Origin of the sequence: Marinomonas ostreistagni, assembly GCF_016461785.1 — a bacterium.
Classification (GTDB): domain Bacteria; phylum Pseudomonadota; class Gammaproteobacteria; order Pseudomonadales; family Marinomonadaceae; genus Marinomonas; species Marinomonas ostreistagni_A.
Map to the genome: position 1 here is coordinate 26,290 of NZ_JAEMUH010000015.1, position 25,394 is coordinate 51,683.

Here is a 25,394-nt window from a genome sequence, read left to right on the forward strand (position 1 = left end):
TAATCAGACCTGAGACATAGAGGAGTGTGAACCACTGCCAAGACTTCAAATTTTTCATAGTGGCTTTCATTAGTAGCCCTCCTGATAATCCTCAACCTTTCCGGCAAAAACACGGTATCCCCACAAGGTATAAGCAAGGATTAGTGGGATAAAAATCGCGATGCCGACAACAAGGAATTTAAGGCTTGAGTCCGGGGCCGCGGCGTCCCAGATCGTCAATTGGTTCGGTATCAGGTAGGGAAATAGACTAACAACCAAACCAGCAAAACCTAGGGTAAATATACCGGCAACATACCAAAATGGGCGGATTTCATGGATCGTATCGCTGAGACCTTTCCAAGCTAACACGGCAAACAGTGCGGACAGTAATGGCAATGGACTTAAGTATAAAAAGTTACCGTCTGCAAACCAGCGCTCACGAATATCATCTGAAGAGAGTACAGTCCATAAACTAACAATTAACATGGCCACCATGACGCCTAGAAGAAGCCGTTTTGCTAAGTGCGCTGCATGCTGCTGAATACGACCACGACTTTTCATATACAGATAGCTTGCACCAAGTAAGGCATAGCCTGCCATGACGCTGAATCCAGTCAAAATGGCGAATGGCGATAACCAATACCAACTGTCGAGTTGAATATGATTAACATTAACACCTTGAACGATTGATCCTAAGATTAAGCCTTGGCAAAAAGCTGCGGTGGCAGAGCCCGCGCTAAATGCAAAGTCCCAATAGGGGCGAGAGCGGTCAGCTTTAAAACGGTATTCAAATGCGACGCCACGAAATATAAGGGCAAACAACATTAATATAATTGGTAAGTAGAATGTTGATAAAATACCCGCATAGGCGGCTGGAAAGGCAGCGAATAGAACGACACCGCCAAATACCAGCCATGTCTCGTTACCATCCCAAACATGTGAGATGGAACGCATCAGGTGGTCACGCTCACCTGTTTGGTCAAACCATGGGTAGAGAATACCCACGCCTAAATCAAAGCCATCCAATAACACATACATCAAGACAGCAAAGCCAAGGATCAAGAAATAGAAAAGAACTAAATCCATTATTTTACTCCCTCTTCATGTTTGAGGTTTTTCACCCAAGCTAATGCATAACCCGGTGCTTTCATACCAATTAATTGTTCTTCAAGATGTGCCATTGACGGCGGGCCTTTTTTGATCAGCTTACGCATGAAGTAAAGGTAGACGCCCAACAGCAAGGTATAGATCACCACAAAGCCGATCAAAGTAAACAGTACTCGCTCAGCAGGCAGTGGCGAGACGACTTCACTGGTACGAACCAGGTTGTACACTAACCAAGGTTGGCGGCCAACCTCGACCACATACCAACCCGCTAGTACGGAAATGACACCTGAAGGGGTAAATAAGGCCAACGCGGTTAGGAATGGTTTATTACTGAACAAACTACCGCGCTTACGGAGCCACAGTGCAAGTACAGCTAAGCCAATCATGCCAAATCCCAATCCCACCATCACTCGGAATGACCAGAAAACCAGTGGTACGTTAGGGCGATCTTCAGGCGGAACAGCTTTTAAGCCTTGTACAGCGCCATCGAAAGTATGGGTCAAGATCAGGCTGCCTAAGCTTGGGATACCCAGTTCATAGTCATTGGATTCGGTTTCCATATTAGGCATCGCAAACAGTAATAGCGGAACATGTTCTTCTTTTGCAGGCCAAATACCTTCCATTGCGGCAAGTTTAGTTGGTTGATGCTCTTTGACGTTTAAACCGTGATGGTCTCCCACCAACGCTTGCAGTGGCGTAAGAACGAGCGCAATCCACATGGTCATGGATAAGCCTTTTTTGGCAAACTCAGTGTGTTGTTTTTTAAGTAAGTAATACGCACAGACACCAGCCACTACAAACGTTGCAGTGATGAAAGATGCCAATAACATATGGGAAAGACGATACGGCATAGAAGGGTTAAAAATCACTTCGAACCAATCTTCAACATGAAATTGACCGTCAACGATGATATGGCCTTGGGGTGTTTGCATCCAAGAGTTTGCGACGATGATCCAAAAGGCTGAAATCCATGTACCTATCGCAACGACTACCGTTGAAAAAAAATGTAGTTTGCGCCCTACACGCTGCCAACCAAATAGCATGACGCCTAAGAAGCCAGCTTCTAAGAAAAAGGCAGTTAACACCTCATAAGCCATTAATGGACCTAGCACAGGACCAACAATGTCTGAGAACTTAGAGAAATTAGTGCCAAATTCATAGGATAGGACAATCCCTGAAACCACACCCATACCAAAGGTGATGGCAAAGGGTTTGATCCAGAACTTGGCCAATTGTAGATAACGAGGATCATGGGTTTTTAGCCATAGACCTTCCCAAATGGCAATCAAGGTGGCTAAGCCGATGGTGATGCTAGGGAAGATGATATGAAAGCTAACAGTAAACGCGAACTGTAAGCGAGAGAGTAAAGCGGTATCGAGTTCCATAAGAAAATCCTACGCTTTAGAAGCAAAGCGGCGCAATGCAAGTGGGGTGATGGCAAGACTGATGATGCTAACTAAAACAAAGGCGTCAATTAAAAGCTGGCTGTAGTGCATAGGTGTTACCTCGAGGGCTGTATTGAGTTAAATCATGTTGATTGATCTTTAGCATTGATTGTGCCAATAAAATGTTTAATTTAAGTTGTTGAAATTATTAAATAAAATTATTTATTTGAACTGATCGTAAACAAAGTTTACGATTTATCCAAAGTTTACACTGTCAACGAGGTTTACGTTTTGGCCTTATCGATTGCGTTTGAGATATCTATTTGGATAACCAGTGTTTGTGGCGTTTTGGTTGCCGCATGGCTGTTGTGGCGTGCTCGTCATCAACCAGACTTGCGAGCTTTAGCGGGCTTTGCAGTGATGATGGCATTATGGTGTTCAGGTCATTTGGCGTTGCTGCATAACCAAGAAACACTGGGTATGGTCTTGGTTCTTGCTAACCCGTTAATGCCAACTTTTTTTCTGCATTTTGCATTATTGTTTGTCAATGAAGGTACTGAGAAACAACCGTGGTTGACGAGATTGATACACATCATGCCTTGGATCTATGCAACCAGTATCTTTATTGTGATTTGCAGTATTTGGGCCGAAGCTGGCGACACGGTGCCATTAATGGATGGACGGCCATTCTTTGTGTTTAATGCCCACGGCGCAGTGAATCTAGCATATACCGTATTAATAGGTGTCCTTGGTCATGGGGTGTTGTTGCTTGGTTGGCAGCAGCATTCTGGCAATAAAAAACGTTCCATCTTAGCCATGTTTGGTGTCGCGGCATGGGGGTTGCTACTGGCAACGAGCTTCGTGTTTCCATCGTTTGGTATTAATGTTTTCCCTTACCCAATGTTGTTACTCCCCAGTTATTTATTACTGCTGGTGTATGGTGTGGTGCGCTATCAGATTTTGGATGTAAACCGTTTCGCGAATCGGGCTTTATTAGCATTAGCGATGATGCTTGTTGTGCTGTGTGTGATTGCGGTACTGGGGGCTTTTTCAGGCCCCATTGGCTTACAGGCTTTGGCGACGGTGCCAATATGGCAGTTATGGCTATATTCATTGGTGGTTTTATTAACAGCAGCGATGGTGTACCCATGGTTAAAACGTTTCAGTGAACGTTTAGTATTCCCTGGCGCTGTGCTGAATGAGCGCATCTTAGATAATTGGAATAGGGAGTTGAATCATGCAGGATCATGGCAAGCATTAACATTACTGGGTGAACAGCAACTGGCACAACACCTTAGACAGCCTGTACCAATTTGCCTTGAGCCTGCGGATGTGCCAGAAGAGCTTCATATTGTCGTACAGAAAGAATTGAATGGTTGGTTCGCACAACCCGTACACACCAACGATATTAGCCCTGGTATGCGACTGACTTTGGACGTCTTTAGTTCTTTATTTGCGACACAATGTGCTGCACTTGAACGATCTCTCGCGTTAGCAGAAACAGAACGAAAACGTTTAGATGAACAACATCTAGTCGAGTTAGGTAGTCTTTCAGCTGCGATGGCTCATGAGTTACGTAACCCTTTAAATATTATCTCAATGGCGTCGTACAATTCACCTGCTGATACACGCCGTCATATCCAAGAGCAGTTAACCCGTGCCGATCGTTTAGTAAGTGATATGCTGGTGTATTCAGGCAAGCTTACACTCCAATATCAGCCTGTGTTTATAAAACCTTTGTTAGGGAGTGTCTTGAGCTCTTTGAACACAGATAACGTTTTGATCACCTTACAAATTGAAGAGCAGCTCGAAGTGAATGCTGATCCGCACCGCTTACAGCAAGTATTTATTAATCTCATTGATAACGCTTTGGCCTTCGTGCGCAATCAGGGTGATGGCTCGATCTGTATCGAAGCACATAAAGAAAATTCAGAGTTAGCTTGTCGTATCCATAATAATGGTCCGTCCCTAGATCCCAGTATTGGACAAGAAGAATTATTCCGCCCATTTGTCAGCAAAAGACAAGGAGGTAGCGGACTGGGACTGGCCATTGTAAGGCGCATCCTTGATGCTCATCATGGGCAAATTGGTCATCGTAATGATCTAAATTGGCCCGTTACCTTTGAAATCCGATTACCTCTCAATCCCACAGTACAAACCAAAGGAGAATCCAAAGATGTCTGATCATGGCTACATCTTATTGGTCGATGATGAACCTGCTTTTCGTGAGTTGGCAGGAGGTTGGTTGCGTCAACAAGGGTTTAGAGTTAAGACGGTTGGCTCGACGGATGAAGCCTTAGAAGCGAAAAAAAGCCAAGGACAGCCAGATTTAGTATTGCTAGACCTTTCCTTACCCCCTTACTTTGATCCTCAGAAAACGCTGCAGACCATGCCAGAATTTGGTGGTTGCCCAGTGATTATTATTACCGGACACGCCGAACGTGAGCTGTCATTGCAAGCGATTTCTCAAGGTGCTTGGGACTTTATCGCCAAGCCTATAGACCCCGAAATGTTAGCCGTTGTGGTGAAGAGGGCATTGGCAAAGACACGACTAGAGCGCGAAGTAGAGCGTTTACAAGAGACTTCTCCGAAGTTAGGTTCAGAAAAGTACATTGGTATTTCTGACAGTGCGCAGCGTGTGCGTTCTTTGATAGAACGTATTGCTCCGACAGACGTTAGAGTGCTAGTGACGGGACCTTCTGGAACAGGTAAAGAGGTTATTTCGAGGGCACTACACGATATGAGTCCTCGGGCAAAAAAGCCATTTGTTTCTGTACACTGCGGTGCTATCCCAGCAGAACTGTTAGAAAGTGAGCTATTTGGCCATGTAAAAGGCGCTTTTACCGGGGCAGATAAAGATAAAGTTGGCCTCCTAAAGCTTGCGGATGGTGGTACTTTATTTCTCGATGAAATTGGTGAAATGCCAGTGCCAATGCAAGTCAAAATGCTGAGGGTTTTACAGGAGGGTAGCTATTTTCGTGTGGGGGCACGAGAGCTAGAGTCTATCGACGTGCGGATTATTTCAGCTACGAATGCTGATTTGGCTCAGCTCATAGCAAGTGGTGACTTTCGTGAAGATCTGTATTATCGGATCAAAGGCGTTAACATCGAAACGCAAGCACTTCATATGCGTCAAGAGGACATCCCCGTTTTATTGAAACACTTTATTGCTGCATTAGAAACACATCAAAGTAGAAAGTTTTATCTTTCAAATGAAGCGCTTCAATGGTTTCGGCAACGTCCATGGCAAGGAAACGTAAGAGAGCTGAAAAATACTCTTGAGAGCGTAGCAGCGATCGCCGTGGCAGGCCAAATTTCCTTAACGGAAATTCAAGTACTTAACTACGATGTAACGCCTCAAAGTCGCTCGCCAATCTTAACCTCTGAAGAAAAGCCAGTAGCGTTTACTCATTCGCTTGATGAGCAAGTTCAGGAGCTAGAAATCAAGCTCATCCGAAAAGCATTAGACACAACAGGTCACAACAAAACCCAATCTGCCAAGCTTCTTGGGTTATCCAGACAAGGCCTAATTAAAAAAATTGAAAGATATGGTTTAGGGAGTTAGAAAAGAGAGGCTCTTTCAATAGAAGTAAGAGCCTTGGTTAATGTTAAGCGATTTCCTTACGAATAATGTCTGCACCAGCCGCCAAGGCTTGCAGTTTACCTCGTGCTACTTCGCGTGGAAGCGGAGCCATGCCGCAGTTGGTGCACGGATAAAGCTTATCTGCATCAACATACTTCAACGCTTCACGAAGTGTGGCGGCGACATCTTCTGGTGTTTCTATTGTGTGGTTAGCCACGTCAATTGCCCCCACCATGACTTTTTTGCCTCGAACCAGCTCCATAAGCTCCATAGGAACATGCGAGTTATGACATTCCAGCGAAATGATGTCGATGTTTGAGGTTTGTAATTTCGGAAATATCTTTTCGTACTGACGCCATTCGGTACCTAATGTTTTTTTCCAATCTGTATTGGCTTTGATGCCATAGCCATAACAGATATGAACAGCAGTTTCGCACTTAAGCCCTTCAATTGCCCGTTCAAGGCAGGCAATGCCCCAAGCGTTCACCTCATCAAAAAAGACATTAAACGCAGGCTCGTCAAATTGGATAATGTCGACACCCGCGGCTTCCAGTTCTTTTGCCTCTTGATTAAGTATTTTGGCAAATTCCCAAGCCAGCTTTTCACGACTGTGGTAGTGATCATCATAAAGGGTATCAACCATGGTCATCGGACCAGGTAAAGCCCACTTGATAGGTTGTTTGGTTTGTTGACGTAGAAACGTTGCATCATCGACAAACACAGGTTTTTGTCGAGACACTGGGCCAACAACTACAGGAACACTGGCATCGTAACGGTCGCGAATTTTGACCGTTTTGCGGTTTTCAAAGTCCACTCCATTTAAGTGCTCAATAAAGGTTGTCACAAAATGCTGACGTGTCTGTTCGCCGTCACTTACGATGTCTATGCCCGCTAAAAGCTGCTCTTGAAGTGCGACACGTAGAGCATCTTGTTTCCCAGCAATCAGTTGCTCGCCTTCAAGTTTCCAAGGGGACCAAAGCGTTTCAGGCTCCGCTAACCATTCTGGTTTTGGCAGGCTACCTGCGGTAGATGTTGGCAGTAGTGTTTTCATATTCCGTTGCTCTTATCAGTGTGAATTTCTTAGTTGTCAGTTACAGGCCAAAGTTGGCCGACCATTGGTTCAGAATCGTTTGATAAGGCTTAATAAAATGCTCCTCAGTAAACTTTCCTTGTTTGACTGCCAATTGGCTTCGTTCTTCTCGGTCGTATTCGATCTGAGTGAGCGAATGATCAAGATGTTTTAGGCTGGGCTTGAATCGCTCGCCAGCGGCAGCGTTGGCATTGTAAATCTCCGGACGATAGATCTTTTGGAAGGTTTCCATCGTGCTGATCGTGCCAATAAGTTCTAAGTTGGTGTAATCGTTAAGAAGATCACCAAAGAAGTAGAACGCCAGCGGCGCGGAACTGTTGGCAGGCATGAAATAGCGCACCTGTAGCCCCATTTGTTTGAAATAGGTTTCTGTGAGCGAGGACTCATTTGGAACGTATTCAAAGCCAAGAATAGGGTGTTTATTTTCGGTTCGCTGATAGATTTTGGTTTCGGAAACGCTTAAACAAATCACCGGCAGCTTGCTGAAATGTTCTTTAAAAGTTGAAGACTGAACAAAGCTCTGAAAAATCTTGCCGTGCAGCGCACCAAAATCATTGGGAATGCTAAAACCCTGTTTATCTTTATTGTGTTCTTGTAGCAATACGCTGAAATCGTAGTCTCGCACATAAGATGAGAAATTATTGCCCACTAAACCTGGAATGCGCTCGTTTGTTCTTTGATCAACGATTTCCGTTTTAAGAATCTCAATGGTGGGAAAGGTCTGGCCATTTCCAGTCACATCAATATCCACCGACACAATATCAAGTTCAACAGAGTAGCGGTCGCCCGTTGGGTTGTCCCAGTTGGCCAGAGCATTAAAGCGATTATTGATCATTCGTAACGTATCACGAAGATTGGCCTCGCGACGCTTGCCGCGCGCAAGATTGGCGAAATTTGTTGTGATACGTGTGTTTTCTGACGGCTGATAGTGCTCATCAAACCGAATAGTGCTTACTGAAAATTCAAATGCTTGGCTCATGCTCAACTCTTCCTATCTTATGGGATCGCACCCAGTTGGACTTCCTGCCTTCTTTGATCTGTTAAATTCTCCAGAAGTCAGTTGCTGTGATGTGTAGGAATACAGTAGTTGGAAATGTATTATGAGTAAAATTTGTTGATTTCAGTTTTAGATGAGTAAAATTAATTTTATTATTTCAATCTAGTGCAAATTATTTTGTACGAAACTTCTATAAGAGGCAGTTAATGCCTCCTATTTTTTATATCGGGTATTATGCAAAAGTAAGTGGTGCGCCATGGGAACGGGTCAGCAGCTTTCCGTCTTTCATTACGACTTCACCCGCCAACACGGTGGCAATGGGGAATCCAGTGACGGTATCGCCGTGATAGGGCGTCCAACCGGACTGAGTGGCCATTTCAGAATCTTCAAAGGTATGCTTAAGATTTAAGTCGACCAAAGCAAAGTCGGCATCATAACCCACTTCGATACGGCCTTTGTTTTGAATGCCCAGTACTCGACAAGGACCTTCGCATACTAGCTCAATGACTTTTCGTAACGTGAGCTTGCCAAGATGGACTTGGTTGAGCAGGATCGGTAGTAATGTCTGTACCCCTGGCATGCCACTTGGGGAAGCGGGATAGGTTTGTTTTTTCTCTTCTAATGTGTGCGGCGCGTGGTCGGTTGCCATGACGTCAACGGTGCCATCATGAATCGCGTCCCAAATAGCGTGTTGATGGTATCGCTCTCGGATCGGTGGATTCATTTGTACTCGATTACCTTTTTGGATATAGCAGTTTGGCGCGTGAAAATGTAGATACTGAGGCAGAGTTTCAACCGTGATTTGATTGGGTGAAAGTACTTGTTTTTGCTCTCTTAAATAGGCCATTTCATCGGCACTGGAGATATGCAAAAGGTGTAATTTTGCGCCAGTTTGCTGTGCGCAGCTTAGCACTTTTTTCGTCGCCGTCAGCGCACTGGTGACATCGCGCCACTCCGGGTGCGACACTACTTTGCCTGATTTATCTGCGATTACTTTTCGCTCTTTTAAGCGCTGTTCGTCTTCGGCGTGAATTGCAATCCGACGTTGGCAGGACGACAAAATATCTCGTAGTACTTGATCATCATCGACGAGAAGTGAGCCAAACGAACTGCCCATAAATACCTTAATACCAGAGCAACCTGGAAGCTTTTCTAATGTGGGAAGCTCCGCGATGTTATCGGCGCTTGCTCCGGCATAAAAGGCGTAGTGACACCAAGCGCTCTCTCTCGCGATGTCTAACTTTCTCTTTAATGCTGCGCTATTGGTAGTTGGGGGAGAGGTATTTGGCATCTCAATAATGCTGGTTACACCGCCAAGAATGGCGCCTTTGGTGCCCGTGGCGATGGTTTCCTTGTGCTCAAGTCCAGGCTCTCTAAAGTGTACCTGGGAGTCAATGATACCTGGTAGAAGGGTTTTGCCATGGCCGTCCAGAGTTGATCGGGCACGAAAGCCGCTTATGTCTTTTTGGATCGCAACGATTTTCCCTTTGTGACACACAACATTGGTCATTTCGTTTGTAGAAGGGAGCCACACATCTATATTATGTATTACTAAATCAACGTCTATCATTTTTAAGCATCCTAATGACCGAAACTAGACTGCGCTACAGCGTTATGCCCATGCAGGCTTTCATAGTGTGAAATGGCTAAGTGTCCTGAGTAACCGTTGTCTGTTAATGCCTGCATTAGGCGCCTGCTCGCATCTTCAACGAACATTGGGTTTTGACCATTATTGATGGCGAATTGTTGCTCGTCCTGACGCTTTACGAAGGTTTGAACAGGCGTTCCTAAGGCTCCCTCACAAAGGTCAATGAGATTTTCTATTGGGAACTCCGTACCCTTTATGTCGACAGTAATGTCAGCTTCACTGCGCTGGCTGTGAGGGATGGCGTAAGTCCCTTGTTGCTCCAACCACTGCGCGATTTGTTGTTTATCAACTTTGCTTGGTTCGTAATGGAATTGATCCAAAAACACTTCTTTTAATGCTTGCCTAGACAGCGCAGCGGATGCTGGACAACTTGATGAGTAAGTGACGGTCACTCGAAGTGAGACAGATATCCCGGTCTGCTGATCAAAACGTGCGAATACTTTTACTGGATAGTGATTCCAACCATACTGTTGAGTATGTAGCGCAGAACGCTTACGCAATACCTCCGTTTCTATGTCACAAAAAATACAGTCCGAGTTGACTTCTCTTTGTTGTTCTAATGCCGATTGAAGACTCTCTTTGAGTGTGACTGGTGTCAGAGAATATTGCGTTAATGCCTGCAAAGATTGGTACATTCGAGACATATGCAGACCTTTTTGATGGTTTTTAACATTTGCTCGAATGCTGACTTTGGTGGCTACCGTGATGGTTTGTTGATCGATTTCGAATAGTATCGGGAGCGAGATATGTGACATACCGACTTGATCAATGGCGATATCTGAGACGTTTAAACTGGCGACATCGGGCAGTAGGGAAGTTGGGTTCATGCTGTAACTAGCCATCCTTTGTAAAACATGCCTTACACAAAAAGCGATGAGGTTTACATCATTTCTAATGATGAGGGATTGAGATGTTATGTTATAACATTTTAAAATTAACCAAAACACAAAGGATCGATATATTTATGTCTAGTCAAAAAACAGCCTTAGTTGTTAGCGCACATTCAGCTGATTTTGTTTGGCGAGCAGGCGGCGCAATTGCGAGCCATGTGAAACAGGGGTGGAAAGTCAAAGTGATTTGTCTGTCCTATGGGGAGCGTGGCGAATCGGCAAAGCTGTGGCGTCAGCCGAATATGACGTTGGAAAAAGTGAAGTCTGTTCGAGAGCAAGAGGCACGTGCCGCCGTGGAAATTCTTGGGGCAGACATCGAGTTTTGGGATATTGGCGACTATCCCATGCGAATTTCAGATGAGATCTTATTCAAACTAGTGGATGTATATCGCGAATTACAGCCTGAATTTGTACTGAGTCACTCAGAGCGCGACCCTTATAACTTTGATCACCCGTTAGCCATGCATGCAGCGCAAGAAGCACGCATTATTGCCCAAGCAGAAGGCCATAACCCAGGCCAGAATATAGTTGGAGCGCCCCCTGTGTATTCATTTGAGCCGCACCAAACAGAACAATGTGGCTGGGAGCCGAATACCTTTTTAGACATCACAGATGTTTGGGACAATAAACTGCGCGCTATTCAATGCATGGCTGGTCAAGAACACCTGTGGGAATACTACACGCGAGTTGCGCTTCAGCGAGGTGTGCAAGCGAAGCGCAATATAGGAATCACGGCCAAGCGAAACATTCAATATGCTGAAGGCTATATGAAGCTGACGCCGACGGTCCAGCGTCAATTATAAGTAAGACCTGAACTATACGCAGAGACTAGAGCCTACAATTCCTTAGACTTAGTTGTTTAGTATTTTTAGAAATGATCTAAATACTTCTTTATCAAAGCTTGGTTTTGTAGGCTTTTTTTCATGTGTTTGTATTAATCAATGGTGGGAGACTACTTATGTCGCCGATTAGCATAAATTTTCTATCGAAATTAATATGCCTCTAATATGAGAATAAATATCATTATCCTGTAAAATTGTTTCATTCTGAATATATATGGAATGATCAATGAAGATAGAAACTCTAAACCCTACATTAAAGTCTCGCGCTTTAGTGATGTGCGTTATTTCTTTTAATGTCATGGCAGCTGATGACTCAGCTAATTCTTCTCTTCCCATTATGATGGTAACAGCAGATAAAGTAGAGCAGCCGCAAACTGAGACATCTCGAAATGTCACGAAAGTATACGGTGAAGATCTGCAACAATCCGGTGTCGATAGCCTTGATCAATTGGAAGGAATCGTATCGGGGCTAAATTTTCAGCCATTTGGACAGTCAGGTGTCAATTCTCCAGTTATACGTGGCGTGACGTCGAATATGAATGCTTTTTCCAGCTCAGTTTTATTGTTGGTTGATGGTGTTCCTACTCTAATGGCTCAGGGCTTTGATAGTTCATTTGTTGATGTAAAAAGCGTTGAAGTAGCGAGGGGGCCACAGACCGCTGTGTACGGTCATAATGCGGAAACTGGTGTTATTTCTATAGTCAGTAATGATCTTGATGAAACCGAGAGAACCGAGCTTTCATTTGGGGTCGGAAGTCGCAATAAGCATACGGTAGGCTTTTTAACCAGCCAAGAACTGAGCCCAAATACTCTTTACGCTTCGGTTTCTGGAGAATATGTTGAACAGGATGGGTTTATTGATCAAGACACAACAGGTGGTAAAGCCGATGACCGCGAACATTACAATTTAAACACTGGTCTAAAATGGGTCGCTTCTGATCAAACGGATATGACAATTCGTTTCCGTTCGGTGGACTATGATGATGGCGCAGCTCTATGGGGTAGTGCAACAACAGAAAATATCGGTGTCTCTTCGGGGACTGACAGCTGGAACCGATCTTCAGGGCAATCATTGTCATTTAAAGTGAATCATACCAATGATTCTGGTATTCACTTTAGCAGTATCACTGCCTACAACGATTACTCAGATGATGTTCAACAGGATACGGATTTTCAGACTTCGGAAGTTGGCTATATCGCAAGGGATAACCGTTTTAAAACCTTCTCTCAAGAATTCAAAATGGATGGTGAGAATCAAGGAAATAGCTGGCTTTTTGGTGGTTATTTTGAACAGCAAGATTATGACCTTCGAGCCATTTCGCAAAGCTATTATTATGGCCTTTCTGATCTTAGAACCAAGCAAGAGGGTAGCACTTACGCACTTTTCGGTAACATTAGCAAGCCTTTAATATCTACATGGAGTTTAAGTGGTGGAGCACGCATTGCGCGAGATAAGGTAAAAATTACCCCAGAAAGCAGCTATAGCAGAGAAGACGGTTGGACCAACTTCACACCTCAAATTACCATCAAGGATCAGTATCGGAAGAATCACCAATTCTACTTGAGTTATAGCGAAGGGGTCCGAACCGGTGGTTTTAACTCTACAACAGCCAGTGCCAATTATAGAGAGTATGATCCAGAAACCGTTCACAGTATCGAAATGGGTCTAAAAGGGGAGAACCTCACACGCAGCGTGCAATATGCTGTAGCGGCATATCACATGGAAATCGATGACATGCAAGTAATGCAGATGCCAAGTGTGGGTGTCATATACCTAACTAATGCGGCAGAAGCCACATCTGATGGCGTGGAATTATCTCTTAACTATTTGCTATCCAGTAATTGGCAACTGCAAACTGGAATCGCATGGAATAGAACACGCTTCGATGATTACACCTATGGCTCATCTGACTACAGTGGTAACACAAATCCTTTTGCTCCGGAATGGAATGGCCATGTCACGTTACGTTATGACGATGATGAGGATTGGAATGTCATGGTCAGCACCGTTTACAACAGTAAAGTTTATCTCGATGCAGGTAATAACTATCAACAAGATGGTTACAACTTAATAAACTTATCTGCTAGTTATCCTCTATCCGAACGTGCTTCCCTATCAGGTTATATCAATAACTTAGCAGATAAGGAATATAACGCAGTCGGATATCAAAATGGTTATGTGACTGTTTACAGCCCTCCTAGAGAAATAGGCCTGAAATTCACTATGAGACTATAACAATGCGTTTAAGTGGCTCTGATCCAGTATTAACAGGAGAAACTATGAAAATCAAAGCGCTTCTCTATACGCACTTTTCGGTGAGCTTATGCAACTTCATGCTGACAGCCATGACCATTTACTTGTACTTGGGCATGCCGTTAGCCATGCGGCAGAATGGGTGGAGTGGGGCAGAAATTGGTGCTTTTCAGCTGGCAGGAATCCCAGTATTACTTAAGTTCTTAATGGCAGCACCAATTGAACGCTTTGTCTTCAAAAAGTCAAACTACTTTAAATGGGCCTGTTTTTTAGGGGCGGGAACCATTGTAGGGTTAGTGTGCTTAAGCCAATCAAATATTGAAGAAGTGCCTTTTATTCAGGTCTTCTTATGCACTCTGGTGACGTCTATCTTTGCTACCTGGGTAGACATTCCAGTAAATGCTATTGCTATACGAACGTTGCCTCAAAAAGAGCAAGTGCGCAGTGGTGCCTTTCGTTCTAGCGTGAGCGCTCTGGCTTCTATTATCGGCGGTGGCATCATGATTTTTGTTTATGGCAGATTCGGTTGGGAGGCTCCCATCTATCTGTTTATGATTGGCATTGCGCTGTCTTTGTTGATGCTATTTCCTGTAGAGAAAGAAACCGCAGAGACGGCAACAGCATCGAGTCAAGAGAATACAGCCTCTTATCTATCCAACCGAGTTGAAACGAGCATTAGCACTTGGAAGGGGTATTTCTTACAGCCGGATAAAGTCTGGTGGAATATCATTCTTGTCTCTTATTTTCCTTTTGTTGGCTGCGCCTGGTTATTTTTAAAACCAACACTGTTAGATCATGGATTAAAAGTAGATGAAATCGCTTGGTTGGCAACTATTGGTGGTATCGTCGCGGCATTAGCCGGCTTTTTATATGCCTTACTGCTAAAAAAAGTACCTGGTTTCAGGGCTTTATTCTGGGTGAGTGGCCTTAATCTTATTGCCTTGTACCTTATGCTGCACCTCAGTCACTCTTTCCCACATGGGTGGCAACTGGTCGCAACAGTCTCTGTGCTTGCTCTTTCTTTAGGCTTGTCTTCTGGGCTGGTTCTTGGGCTAATCATGGCGCAAAGCCGAAAACATCACGAAGCGATTGATTATGGAATTCAATCAAGCCTGTTTTCACTGTCCCGAATGCTGGTTCCCGCTGTAGCGGGTGTCTTACTGGACTACATTGGTTATCAAGGCATGTTTACTGCGCTTTTATTGGGAGCTTTATCTGTCACCTTAGTGACCTATATTGCCATGAGATCCTATACAGAAGCGGTAATCGCCTGATTTATGAAGCGGTTTTAAACCGCTTTTTTATCCTATATGAATACGGAAATGCCTGTCTTTCGTATTCGTCGACTTATAAACTTTTAAGGAGATCGAGTCATGAACCAAACGAATACTCAGCCCACACCACCCAAAAAATGGAAAATCATGCTAATAGTATGGTTGTCTATTTACCCTTTACTTAACATTTTTTTCCCAATATTCGATGTGATCTTTCCTTATATTTCAGAGGCCTTGAATGTTGAAAGCCTTACTTTACCGATTCGCTTATTGATTATGACCATCGTCATTGTACCAATTATGTCTACCATCATGGGCAAACTGCAAGGACACCTTTTTCATTGGTTAAGACGATAAAATATGTAGAGTTTGTAAACCTCTCCCAAGACTCCTCTTAAAAGGGGGAAGGTTGGGAGGGGGAGGTTACCTCTAATCGCCGCTTAATTTCAGCTTTTGAGCTGTGATTTTGATCTACACTTTCTTCATTTTCTAAATTTCTAATCGATTCAGACACTGCATTCAAGAATCCAATAGTTTTCTTCAGAAAATTTTGGATACTGATATAGAAAAATATTTGTTGCTTTCTTTATATCTTCAAGTCCATTACTACCCGTAACTGCATTAATTACTCTTATTTGCCAATTTTTATGAGAACTTTCTAATTATCGGTTTTTGGTCAGTATTCTTGCTGTCGCCGATTATTATAGATATGAGTTTCTGCCTTCGCAGTTGTGACGGAGTTAAGTAATGGGGAGTAGAAATTATGTAGTTGGGGGCGCTTTGGTTTAGCTACTTTCTCCCTAGCCAAACAGTATTAAAAGCACTGCATGGCTAGGGGGCGTCTGTATTGAGGGCAGTTAAGCTTGCCTTAGTTGGATGGTTTTTTGGTTTAGCTCCAGAACTTGGTCGGCGATGTTTATGGTCGAGGCTCTGTGGGCAATGAGAATAATGGTGTGGTCTTGTTTTAAAGCTTTAAGACACGCCATTATTTTGTTTTCGCTGTCGCTATCCAGGTTGGATGAGGCTTCATCGAAAATCATAATAGGCGAGCCTTTTAGTATTGCTCTGGCGATGGCTAGGCGTTGTTTTTGTCCTCCCGAGAGGGCACTTCCCCGTTCACCACATAAGGATTGGTAACCCGCAGGTAGTTCCATAATAAACTCATGGGCAAACGCCATTCGGCAAGCTCGATGAATTTCATACTGGGTTGCGTTGGGTCTTGCCATTTTTAAGTTGTTTTCAATGGTGTCGTTGAATAAATAGGTTTCTTGGGAAACCAGTGCAACGCTATCTCGTAGTGTCGATAGTGGGATCGATTTTATATTAATATCGCCGATTTCAATGGCTCCGTGTTTCACGTCCCAGAATCGAGTTATTAGGTTGGCGCAGGTGCTTTTTCCATTACCAGATAGGCCAACCAAGGCGGTTATTTTACCGAATTCAAAAGCGCAATTGGCGTGATCCAACACTTCATCGTTTTGGTCATGATAACCAAAAGAAACGTCCTTGAAGGTTACGTTAAAGTGTTTGGGATCCTGTGTTCCATGGTCGCTAACAGAAGCCTGTTGCATAAGAATGGTCTGAATGCGCTTGGCGCTGCTTTTAAGTTGGCCCAGTTGCCGTGCGGCTTGAGTGACATCGTGAATGGGTATCAAGCAGGCACCCGATAGCACAATAATAATGGGCAGTTGGCTGAGTTCGATAGTGTGATGTTGAATTAGCCAAAGTCCGACAAGGGTGGTAATAATAACGGCCCCCGCTTGTAATATCTCGATGGCTGCATTTTCCATTCCGGCCCGATTGGCGTATTGGGTTTGAGCGTGTCCCAAGCGCCTAGCGGATTCTGTGAATTTCTGAAGCCAGTGTGTTTCCTGATGAAACAACAGTAATTCTTTTCGCCCCTGTAACCCTTCGGTTACGATGCCATTTAATTCGTTGGCCGCTTGCCCCATAGATTGGGCTTGAGCATGAGCCTGCCTACCAAGCCAGAAAGGGACGGTTGAAAGCAGTATGGCAAAGGGAATTAAGGTGACCGCCAGCCAAGGGTGTATGAAAGCCAAAATGATCAAACACAAAGTGGGTACGATGACCGCAGCGAACATATCCCCCAGGGTGTGGGCGAAGAAATGCTCCATTTTTTGTGAGTCCTGGGTCGCGACGCTGGCCAGCGTCCCCGTTCTTTTGCCCAGTATGTAGCTTGGCGCAGAACGCTCTAGGCTGTCGTATAGGCGTAGCTGAATACTTTCGATTAAGGCGAAGGCAAATTTATGGGAAATATCGGCATTCCACCATTTACCGGCGGCTCCGATAACGGCACTAATTGCCAGCATCACAATAATTGGCATGGCCAATTGCTGCTCGCTGGAGAAGAGGGTGGTGCTAATGGCAAGGGCACCAAAGTATAGGCAAAACACCAACCCGCCTTGGGCGATAATGGTTGAAATAATAGTGAGTACCATTAGTCGCTTTTGGCCTTTGGTGAGGGCTAGAATACTGTTCCAACCTCCGGATAGGGTATTTTCGTACTCTACTGTGTTATGGGTTGGTTGAGGCATATTGAGAAGTCCTTTGTGTTAATTGGGCGTCATCCCTGTTTGCTTGAGACTGTTGCTGAAATAGGCTGGAATAGAGGCCACCTTTTGAAATAAGAGTGTTGTGCGAGCCGCTTTCGACTAGCCTTCCTTTATCTAAAACCAGAATTCGATCAGCCTGTTGAATGGTGGAGAGACGATGAGCAATGACAATAAGCGTTTTCTTGCCCGCAAAGGTTTTTAAAGACGCTTGAATCACGGATTCGTTTTCGGCATCAAGGCTGGCAGTTGCTTCATCCAATATGAATATGGGGGCATTTTTCAGGCAGGCTCGCGCAAACGCCAAACGTTGTTTTTGTCCTCCGGAGAGTGTGGAGCCGCGCTCTCCAATTTGGGTTTGGTAGCCGTCCGGTAGAATCATAATAAATTCATGAATATTGGCCTGTTTGGCGGCATGATGAATGGCTGCCAGCGATACATTTGGGGCGGCAATGCGTAGGTTATCTTCAATGCTACCATGGAAGAGCCAGGTATCCTGAAAAACGCAACTCATTAAGGCTCTTGTATCCGGCTCAGTGAGGGATTGAAGGTCTATATCGCCTATGGTGATTTTCCCTTCCTGAGGAGTATTAAATCGCATGAGAAGCGATGACAAAGTGGATTTACCTGCGCCAGAGGGACCAACAATCGCAACGAATTCGTTTTCCTTGATCGAAAGGTTCAGGTCTTTTAATACGGGTTCTCCATTTTGGGTTTGATCCCAAGTAAAAGACACATCGGAAAACACAATATCATGATGCAGTGGCGATAAGCTGCCCGCACTGTTTTTGGTTGGTGTATTATCTGGCTGGTTTTTATCCGATTGACTAAGCAACTCATAAATAGGCTTGGCGGCGCTATTGGCGGCCCACGCTGTATGGAAGGTTTTATCCAGCTTATCGATAGGGCGAAAGACTTCCCGAACCAAAAAAAGCAGACTAATCAGAGCACCAACATTTATCTCACCATTCTGGAACCGAAAGCAACCAAGAATGATAACAAACGCCATTGCGCCCAGACCGATAAAGGAAGTGGCAAAGTTACGCATTAGCGTACCATATAAAATAATCATGGCTTGCTGTCTTAGAATCGCGGCCTTTTCGGCAAGTAGTGATCTGCGTTGGTCACTGGCATTGAGTGATTTTAGGGTGGTAATGCCTTGAAGGCTGTCCAACATGGCGGAGGCAAAGCTCCCCATGGCTTTGATTAGTTGAGAAGCCTCTGGCCTACAGACTTTAAGCCATACGCGATCCACAATGGGAATGGCGATACCGCAAAGAGCCAGAATAAGGGCGGAAAGCCAGTCGAATGAAACGATTACTCCAAGCACCAACGCCGTGCCAAAGAGCGCGCCACCTACCGCCGGAATATACCGGCTGTAGTAACTTTCCAGCGCGTTGACACCCGGAACAATAGTGCTGACTAATTCCCCTGTGGCATGGTTGTGCAGGCTTAAGGCCTTGGGGATCAGTTGCGTATGTAGGCGCGTTTTGGTGATACGCCCGGTTCGTAGGGCCGATAATTCGTACAGCGCCATCACGATAATACGAATAAAGGTAGCGCCCAGAAACAGTACAGCCCAAGAAGTGTTACTTGTAGCCTGGGTATCAAAAAACAAACCGATCACCAGATTGGCTAGGCACATTGCCTGAGCAAGGTAGCAAACGGTAATAGCAACATTGAGCAAGGTACTGAGTAGGACCTCCTTCCAGATAGGGATGGCCAATTTCCAAATAAAGGCATTCATTTTCTTACCCCCAGTTAGTACTTATCAAGCACAGATTGTGTGTTTTGAGCCAAAACATAATGTACGGGTAACCCTTTAAACTGCTGCGCACTGCGAAGTTGTAAACCTTGTTCAGACAACAGCTTTTTAATGGTATTAACCGGATAACACTCGCCGTCTTCTGTGAGCGCCAGCATTTGGCTGCCAAATAAACGGGGCACGGCTTCTTCAGTTGCCGATAATTGGTCACTTAACATAAAGTCCAGCACGATAATCTGGCCTTCTGCGTTCAGTTGGTCCGATGCCAGTTTGATTAACTGCTGACAGGATTTCAGATCAAAATGGTGAAGAATCTGGCTCAGGATAATGACGTCGTATTTTTTAGCGCCCGGAGTGGTTTTAAAAAGGTTTTCGCCAATAAATTCTGCCCGTTGTGAAAGCCCAAACTGTGCCGCGGTTTTCTGCCATACCGGCTGTGTTGTCGGCCAATCGATGCTGGTTAAAGAGGCGTTTTCCAGTTGTGAAGTCAGCGTAAAACCGTAGATGCCATTACCACAAGCCATGTCTAAAATGCTTATTTTGGGCTGATGGCGTACCAATGGAACGATCATTTCCGCCATACGTTTGGCAGTGACACGACTGGTGTTGGCGATGCCTTGGGCGAACTCTTGCCAGTAGATATGATCGTCGGCTTCTAGGCCTTGTGATAAGAGGCTTTTTCCTGAAATAACGCAGTCTTTAAAGTGTTTGAAAGCCTCCCACATCAGATCGGCAGTGTAGACCTGGGACAGACCACCCACGTAGTAAGGTGAGGTTGAAACAAGGTGTCGTTTTGCGGTTTTGGTGAGTCTGTAAACTTGCGCGTTGGATTCTTCGATTAATCCAAGGCCAGCTAATGCTGCCAGCAGTATTCTCATGCCACGCAAATCGGTTTGAGCGGCTTGTGCCAGGCCGGAGGTTTGCGTTTCTCCTGCTTCTAGAAGATCAAAGACCTTCAACTCAATGGCGGCTCTAAGGACACCTGCGCGTTCCACACCCATTAATAAATCCAGTATTTCTTTCGCGGAGATTTCCTGTTGCTCGTCTGGGATTAATTGCGCTTGTGATGTCAGCCGTTTTAAGTCTACTTTTCCTGAGGGCGCCAAAGGCAAGTTAGCAAAGGAGAGGGCATTGTCGATAAGCTTGTATCGTTCGACGCCTAGATCCTTCAACAGGAAGTGGTTGATTTGATCTTTATTGGGAGCGGCGTAGCCAGGAGAAGGCACAACACAGGCAGACAAGAGACTGCTGCCGTTTGACTTTTGATATTCGACAACGGCCACTTCCGAAACGTTTGGGTACTCCCGAATTAACATTTCTAGCTCAACACGGTTAATTTTAATGCCGTTGCGTAGCAGTGTATCGTTTCTTCTTCCCATGATTTTTAAGCGACCTTGTTCATCCAACATTGCTTTGTCGCCTGTTCTCACCCAGCCGTTCTGAGTACGATATTTGGCATCCAGCTCTGGTGCGTTGTAATAACACATGGGGGTCATGGGGCCCAATGCCAGAATTTCACCTTCTGTATTGTGGGGTAAAGGTTGCTCGTTTTCGTCAACAATTTTGATATCGATAACGTCTGGATCAGGTAGTCCCACCGTTTCTACTGTGGTGTCGATATCATCGTTTAGCCCGGTATGACAGGCGATACCGTCTGCAGATCCGTAGGATTGAATCAGGCTGCAACCAAATATCTGCTTTACACTGTAAGCGGTTTGAGTACTAAGGGGGGCTCCGCCGCTGATAAACCCACACAAGGCTTCACATTCAGGTGTTGTTGAACTGGCTTGTTGAGCGGCCAATAACATATCCACCATGTTGGGACCACAAAACACGTGCGTTACATGGTTGTTGGATATCTGAGTGAGTGTAGTTTCTGGTGAAAAGCGGTTTTGGGTGACCAAGGTACCGCCAAAGGCAGCCAAAATGCAGGAAGTGCCCAAAGAACCAAAGGGGGAAGCAAGCGAGACACAGAATAGTGCTCGCATGGAGCGGACTTCTGCTCCCAGGGATTTCAGATAAGAAGCCTGCCCGCCGACTAAACTATTGTGGGAGTAAAGTACAAGTTTGGGGGCAGACTCCGTACCAGAAGAAGCGATAATGCGCACAGGTTCATTCGCATGTAAGTTCTGAGGTTGAAAGTCATAGGCGGTGTGTGTCCAGGTATCTGCCAGATTGATATTACTGTGCTGAGGTATTCCCTTGATTAGAATGTGCTTTAGGCTTGGCAAGTCGCTACGTATGCCTTCAAGCAAAGCTTCATAATCTGTTTCGCCAACAAAGGGTTCGCAGATAATGGCTTTGGCTTGAGCTTGTTTTAATAACAGTAGGGTTTCCCTGTGTTTCCTACCAACTGGGTATGGGAGTGCTATTGCCCCCAGTGCCGCTACCGCGAGGTCGGCAGCGCAGGCTTGCCAGCTATTGGCCAAATTAATGGCGATGACATCGCCCTTTTTGATCCCTAAATCATTCAGAAAACCCGCCAGACTCAAGCTTTTATCGTATAGATCCTGATAACTATAGGAAGTGGTTTCATCGACAATGGCACGCGCTGTTGGATCCTGTTTAACAAACTTGGCAAAAGATTGAAAAAGGTCAAGATTTTCGTAGGGGCCTTCGCTTCCCCATTTTTGACGCAAATGAGCGGGGACTTGATCCGTTATCCGAATAGGTTGATTTGTGTTTAGTAGGCGCGCGACAGTTGGGTTCATTGTGTCCATCGTTATTGTTCTCCTTTTGAGTAAGTCCAAGGGGATAAGAAATTGAGTGTGTCGTGGTTAACCGAAACATGCTGCTTCATCACAGGGTGGTGAAGTATGTCCTGTGCGTTTTGATTTACCTGGCTACTGGGGATTTGCTGCTGGGTAAATTGCTCTTCCCAAAACGCCGTATTGTGAGAGATAAACAGGGTGTGCAGAAAAAAGGGTGAAGGGGATGTTTTTTTAACCCTGTCTAACATTCCTTGTAACACCTCTGCCTGATGCGGTGTGCGAATCGTCTCGATAAACAGTGTTCCATCCCTTGTTGTAAAGGTATTGGGTAAGTTTAAGGTTTGGTTAATATCGAGAATGACTTTCTGGTTAGCAGGTGGATGCATTGCATCCGCCGTGCGTTTAGCGTCTATCAGTAGGGAGGCTGCCCCAAGCATCGACGAGTCGATAGCGTTTACGCTGCCATCTTTAAAGCGTCGAAATAACGCCGATACGATGCCCTCTGCGGCGGCGGCGGCCCCAAGGGTATCGATCATGGTGATTAATGCGCCGCCCATTTTGTTAGGATTCGAGACGTTAGCGGCAACACCTGAGAAGGCTTGCATCATAAAATCTGTGCCTATTGGGGCGCTGGGCGTCGGTGGATTACCGCTACCGGAAGCAGAGGCATAAATCAGGTGAGGAGCGATTTGATTGACCTTTTCTTGCGTTAGTCCAAGACGTTCTGCACGTCCTGGTCCCCAGTTATGGAAAAACACATCCGCCGATTGTATTAACGCCCGAAAGTCTGCTTTTCCCTCGGGAGAGTGGAGGTCCAGCTCAACCACTTCTTTGCCTTGGTTTATGGTGTGAAAATGGGCAGATAAATCACCAATAAGAGGCGGCATTCCTCTCATGGGGTCGCCTCCAACAGGCTCTATTTTGATCACTCTGGCGCCTAACATTCGTAGAATATGCGTTGCCATTGGCCCTTGTATAAGTCGTGTTGATTCCACCACGGTAATACCGGTTAATGGCTGTTGTGTAGCGGTATCAAGAAGACGGTTTAAAGGTTTACTTTCATTAAGAGTGTTGAGTGTCTGATAACGCCAAGGGCCAGATTCAGCCAAGGGCGCAATGTCATTTTTATGGTTTTGAATATCGCTTGAATTGAGCGCGCAGATGCTGATCCCGACGCGTTCAGCAATGATTTGAATATGCTGAAAGTCATGCTGTTGTAAAAGGTTAAACAGTGATGTTGGCAGCCAAGCGGAAGCAGAAACGTAACGCTGCATGTAAGGTTGCCAACTGGTAGAGATATCAGAAGAGGGCAGATTAAATGCTTGCCAGAATGCGCCCCACTTGTAGGGGTCCAATACCTCGATTTCAAAAAGTATATGGTCTTGACTTTTAAAAGGGGGGGAATCCGTATTGTCCTTCTTTGTTGGCGCTTTTAAACCTGCAAGCTCCATTGCCAGATACTGCGCCATGGCAACCAAAGCTACGCGCTCAGGAAAAATGTCGATACGTTTCAGAGAGTTGCCTTTTATCTGCCCTATTAGATTCGCGATGCTCGAAGTCAGTGCCAGAGATGCGGTTAATTCTGTTAAATAAGGCAGACCTAATGGCACAAATTGTTGACTGTTGTGTTTATGCCAAGCCATTAATCCACTCATAGCTTGTAAAGAAGCTTCTGTATGGGACAGTGGGTTGTTAATGCAAAGAGCAACACTTAAGCCAAGGTTATCACTGAGTAAAAGAGATTGGCTTGTGGCTTTTGATGAGGTTCTATCTTGTAAAACCGCGCCTAATAAAGACGCTCTCTTTTTGATACGACACATCAGTATGTCGGATTCTGATTCGTAATCTGACAATTGAATTTTTAAACCTTCCAAGAGGCTTTGTGTCTTTTGAGTTGTCAGGTCGATTGTTCTAAAGCTACTTGCTGTCATAGAGTCTATTTCATATTTCGGGACCTTGTTCGAGACTGATTTTCGTCATGTAGAAAAATCGGCTTTCGAATGTAGGTCTTTTTTCATTGAAAAGCGCTTTTATCTTTTTCATAAGAGACCTATGTATAACGACCATGCCTGTGGCATTGCGAAAGGTCTCAGAAGTGAGAAAAAACTAATGAAAGTAATCATACCTTTTGACTTATTGAGAATGGTTATTATTATCTATTCAGATCGTTGATAATCATATGCAATTGGGTGATTCTGTTTTCGAGGTGGTTTTTTAGAGGTAATCTGCGGCCACTGAATACCATGGAGCAGAATGTTTTGGATATGAATGGGTAATGAAGAATTCCATTATGTTTAAAGGAGATAACATGAACTCTTTTCCAATCCGCCGGGAAGAAACTCAAAAGGTGCAGACTGCAAGTTGGGCCATTGGGCGAGGTGCGGAACCCATTAAGATAGAGCGCTTAGATTGCGAGCCGGGTTTTGCCATTGTGAAATCCTGCTCTAAATCGAACGATATTTTGACAGAATATTCAGATCATGAAGGTAGCGAGCGTCAGCTGATTATTACATTCGGTCTTTCAGGAGAATCAGATTTTACTGATGCTAGAGGGGAGACGCTTCCTTTTAATGAAAACTTTACCACAGTTTCCGTTTTTCAAAGCGGCCATGGTGAAAGACGCTACTCAGCAGGGCCAAAGGTCGAGCAACTGCGTTTGGTGGTTGCTGAAAGTGCATTAATAAATTTGGTTGGTGAGCAAAGGAGCGAATGCATCCTAGGAGAACCACTACGTACTGGAGAAAGTTTCAGAATGCTTGGGTACGAACCTAGTCGCAGTAGCCCGCATCTTCATTTCTTTCGCTCATCCACACTAGGCGATAAGCAAAGTGGTTTAAATCAACGAATTCATGCGTTAAGCCTGCTTTCTGAGCAGTTAACACACTATGTGCCGCAAGAAAGGCGAAGTGATCGGATTACTGAGCGTGATCTGGAAAGTGTCTCGCGCATTGATGCTTATATGAGAGCCAATCTGGATCGCCCCATAAACAATGCCTACCTATGCAGTGTGTTGGGTATCAGTGAGTACAAGTTAAAGGCTTGTTTTAGACAAATTTATAACACCAGCCCGGCACAGCATCTTTTAGAAATGCGCATGAGAAAGGCTTGGGAGTTGTTGGAATCGGGTTATCAGGTTGCAGAAGCCGCTTATCGAGTCGGGTATATGCATCCCAGTAATTTTAGTTCTGCTTTTACGCGCTTCTTTAACTGTCCACCTAAATCGGTCAGGTATTGTTTGTCCTGAGTCTGGTTAGGATATGAAAGGAAAAACGACTGCCACTGCCGTGACAGTCCAGAAT

The 25,394-nt window shown here is 44.9% G+C and carries 17 protein-coding genes; 7 read left to right on the plus strand and 10 right to left on the minus strand.

Features of this window, described 5'->3' with window-relative positions; translation table 11 throughout:
- Window positions 1-69: 69 nt before the first annotated feature.
- Both cydB and JHD44_RS15065 read right to left on the minus strand, forming a co-directional pair.
- The gene (gene cydB / locus JHD44_RS15060) at window positions 70-1,065 is read right to left on the minus strand and encodes a cytochrome d ubiquinol oxidase subunit II (RefSeq protein WP_199463593.1); all 996 of its coding nucleotides are present in this window, start codon (window positions 1,063-1,065) and stop codon (window positions 70-72) included.
- A complete protein-coding gene (locus JHD44_RS15065; RefSeq protein ID WP_199463594.1) occupies window positions 1,065-2,471 on the minus strand; it encodes a cytochrome ubiquinol oxidase subunit I in 1,407 nt (468 codons plus the stop codon). Before JHD44_RS15065 ends, cydB begins: the two co-directional genes overlap by 1 nt.
- Before the next feature lie 291 nt (window positions 2,472-2,762).
- Here JHD44_RS15065 and JHD44_RS15070 point away from each other — a divergent pair, with 291 nt between their 5' ends.
- Window positions 2,763-4,655 carry a sensor histidine kinase gene (locus JHD44_RS15070; protein ID WP_199463595.1) on the plus strand — a complete coding sequence of 631 codons (1,893 nt, stop codon included), beginning with the start codon at window positions 2,763-2,765 and terminating at the stop codon, window positions 4,653-4,655.
- Window positions 4,648-6,036, plus strand: a complete 1,389-nt coding sequence (locus JHD44_RS15075) for a sigma-54-dependent transcriptional regulator (protein ID WP_199463596.1) — start codon at window positions 4,648-4,650, stop codon at window positions 6,034-6,036. Before JHD44_RS15070 ends, JHD44_RS15075 begins: the two co-directional genes overlap by 8 nt.
- 43 nt (window positions 6,037-6,079) lie before the next feature.
- On the opposite strand, the gene JHD44_RS15080 is transcribed toward JHD44_RS15075, so the two are convergent.
- From JHD44_RS15080 to folE2, 4 genes are all read right to left on the minus strand, one after another.
- A complete protein-coding gene (locus JHD44_RS15080; RefSeq protein ID WP_199463597.1) occupies window positions 6,080-7,105 on the minus strand; it encodes a methionine synthase in 1,026 nt (341 codons plus the stop codon).
- A 40-nt stretch (window positions 7,106-7,145) separates the two neighbouring features.
- Window positions 7,146-8,123, minus strand: coding sequence for a DUF1852 domain-containing protein (locus JHD44_RS15085; protein ID WP_199463598.1), 978 nt, complete (start codon window positions 8,121-8,123; stop codon window positions 7,146-7,148).
- A gap of 250 nt (window positions 8,124-8,373) precedes the next feature.
- Window positions 8,374-9,711 carry a dihydroorotase gene (locus JHD44_RS15090; RefSeq protein ID WP_199463599.1) on the minus strand — a complete coding sequence of 446 codons (1,338 nt, stop codon included), beginning with the start codon at window positions 9,709-9,711 and terminating at the stop codon, window positions 8,374-8,376.
- A gap of 11 nt (window positions 9,712-9,722) precedes the next feature.
- The gene (gene folE2 / locus JHD44_RS15095) at window positions 9,723-10,616 is read right to left on the minus strand and encodes a GTP cyclohydrolase FolE2 (protein ID WP_199463600.1); all 894 of its coding nucleotides are present in this window, start codon (window positions 10,614-10,616) and stop codon (window positions 9,723-9,725) included.
- A gap of 137 nt (window positions 10,617-10,753) precedes the next feature.
- On the opposite strand from folE2, the gene JHD44_RS15100 reads away from it, so the two are divergent.
- From JHD44_RS15100 to JHD44_RS15115, 4 genes are all read left to right on the plus strand, one after another.
- Window positions 10,754-11,482, plus strand: coding sequence for a PIG-L deacetylase family protein (locus JHD44_RS15100; RefSeq protein ID WP_199463601.1), 729 nt, complete (start codon window positions 10,754-10,756; stop codon window positions 11,480-11,482).
- 265 nt (window positions 11,483-11,747) lie between these two features.
- Window positions 11,748-13,757 carry a TonB-dependent receptor gene (locus JHD44_RS15105; protein ID WP_199463602.1) on the plus strand — a complete coding sequence of 670 codons (2,010 nt, stop codon included), beginning with the start codon at window positions 11,748-11,750 and terminating at the stop codon, window positions 13,755-13,757.
- Between the two features lie 44 nt (window positions 13,758-13,801).
- Entirely contained in the window at window positions 13,802-15,049 is a 1,248-nt protein-coding gene (locus JHD44_RS15110) for an MFS transporter (RefSeq protein WP_199463603.1), read from the plus strand.
- 99 nt (window positions 15,050-15,148) lie between these two features.
- Window positions 15,149-15,406, plus strand: a complete 258-nt coding sequence (locus tag JHD44_RS15115; protein WP_199463604.1) for a hypothetical protein — start codon at window positions 15,149-15,151, stop codon at window positions 15,404-15,406.
- 500 nt (window positions 15,407-15,906) lie between these two features.
- Here the strand turns inward: JHD44_RS15115 and JHD44_RS15120 are convergent, their stop codons facing one another.
- From JHD44_RS15120 to JHD44_RS15135, 4 genes are read right to left on the minus strand one after another with little or no spacing between them, the layout of a single operon-like run.
- On the minus strand, window positions 15,907-17,604 hold the full coding sequence (locus tag JHD44_RS15120; protein WP_199463605.1) for an ABC transporter ATP-binding protein: 1,698 nt from the start codon (window positions 17,602-17,604) through the stop codon (window positions 15,907-15,909).
- Window positions 17,585-19,366: an ABC transporter ATP-binding protein/permease gene (locus JHD44_RS15125; RefSeq protein ID WP_199463606.1), complete on the minus strand. Its 1,782-nt coding sequence runs from the start codon at window positions 19,364-19,366 to the stop codon at window positions 17,585-17,587. Before JHD44_RS15125 ends, JHD44_RS15120 begins: the two co-directional genes overlap by 20 nt.
- A 14-nt stretch (window positions 19,367-19,380) precedes the next feature.
- Window positions 19,381-22,104 carry an AMP-binding protein gene (locus JHD44_RS15130; protein ID WP_199463607.1) on the minus strand — a complete coding sequence of 908 codons (2,724 nt, stop codon included), beginning with the start codon at window positions 22,102-22,104 and terminating at the stop codon, window positions 19,381-19,383.
- Between the two features lie 2 nt (window positions 22,105-22,106).
- Window positions 22,107-24,026: a CoA transferase gene (locus JHD44_RS15135; RefSeq protein WP_199463608.1), complete on the minus strand. Its 1,920-nt coding sequence runs from the start codon at window positions 24,024-24,026 to the stop codon at window positions 22,107-22,109.
- A gap of 377 nt (window positions 24,027-24,403) precedes the next feature.
- On the opposite strand from JHD44_RS15135, the gene JHD44_RS15140 reads away from it, so the two are divergent.
- Window positions 24,404-25,339 carry a helix-turn-helix transcriptional regulator gene (locus tag JHD44_RS15140; protein ID WP_199463609.1) on the plus strand — a complete coding sequence of 312 codons (936 nt, stop codon included), beginning with the start codon at window positions 24,404-24,406 and terminating at the stop codon, window positions 25,337-25,339.
- Window positions 25,340-25,394: the final 55 nt, after the last annotated feature.

Excerpts from the sequence above, each read along its gene's own strand:
- cydB (WP_199463593.1), bottom strand. The coding sequence starts at position 1,065 with ATGGATTTAGTTCTTTTCTATTTCTTGATCCTTGGCTTTGCTGTCTTG.
- JHD44_RS15065 (WP_199463594.1), bottom strand. The coding sequence starts at position 2,471 with ATGGAACTCGATACCGCTTTACTCTCTCGCTTACAGTTCGCGTTTACT.
- JHD44_RS15075 (WP_199463596.1), top strand. The coding sequence starts at position 4,648 with ATGTCTGATCATGGCTACATCTTATTGGTCGATGATGAACCTGCTTTT.
- JHD44_RS15080 (WP_199463597.1), bottom strand. The coding sequence starts at position 7,105 with ATGAAAACACTACTGCCAACATCTACCGCAGGTAGCCTGCCAAAACCA.
- JHD44_RS15085 (WP_199463598.1), bottom strand. The coding sequence starts at position 8,123 with ATGAGCCAAGCATTTGAATTTTCAGTAAGCACTATTCGGTTTGATGAG.
- JHD44_RS15090 (WP_199463599.1), bottom strand. The coding sequence starts at position 9,711 with ATGATAGACGTTGATTTAGTAATACATAATATAGATGTGTGGCTCCCT.
- folE2 (WP_199463600.1), bottom strand. The coding sequence starts at position 10,616 with ATGAACCCAACTTCCCTACTGCCCGATGTCGCCAGTTTAAACGTCTCA.
- JHD44_RS15100 (WP_199463601.1), top strand. The coding sequence starts at position 10,754 with ATGTCTAGTCAAAAAACAGCCTTAGTTGTTAGCGCACATTCAGCTGAT.
- JHD44_RS15105 (WP_199463602.1), top strand. The coding sequence starts at position 11,748 with ATGAAGATAGAAACTCTAAACCCTACATTAAAGTCTCGCGCTTTAGTG.
- JHD44_RS15110 (WP_199463603.1), top strand. The coding sequence starts at position 13,802 with ATGAAAATCAAAGCGCTTCTCTATACGCACTTTTCGGTGAGCTTATGC.
- JHD44_RS15115 (WP_199463604.1), top strand. The coding sequence starts at position 15,149 with ATGAACCAAACGAATACTCAGCCCACACCACCCAAAAAATGGAAAATC.
- JHD44_RS15120 (WP_199463605.1), bottom strand. The coding sequence starts at position 17,604 with ATGCCTCAACCAACCCATAACACAGTAGAGTACGAAAATACCCTATCC.
- JHD44_RS15125 (WP_199463606.1), bottom strand. The coding sequence starts at position 19,366 with ATGAATGCCTTTATTTGGAAATTGGCCATCCCTATCTGGAAGGAGGTC.
- JHD44_RS15130 (WP_199463607.1), bottom strand. The coding sequence starts at position 22,104 with ATGGACACAATGAACCCAACTGTCGCGCGCCTACTAAACACAAATCAA.
- JHD44_RS15135 (WP_199463608.1), bottom strand. The coding sequence starts at position 24,026 with ATGACAGCAAGTAGCTTTAGAACAATCGACCTGACAACTCAAAAGACA.
- JHD44_RS15140 (WP_199463609.1), top strand. The coding sequence starts at position 24,404 with ATGAACTCTTTTCCAATCCGCCGGGAAGAAACTCAAAAGGTGCAGACT.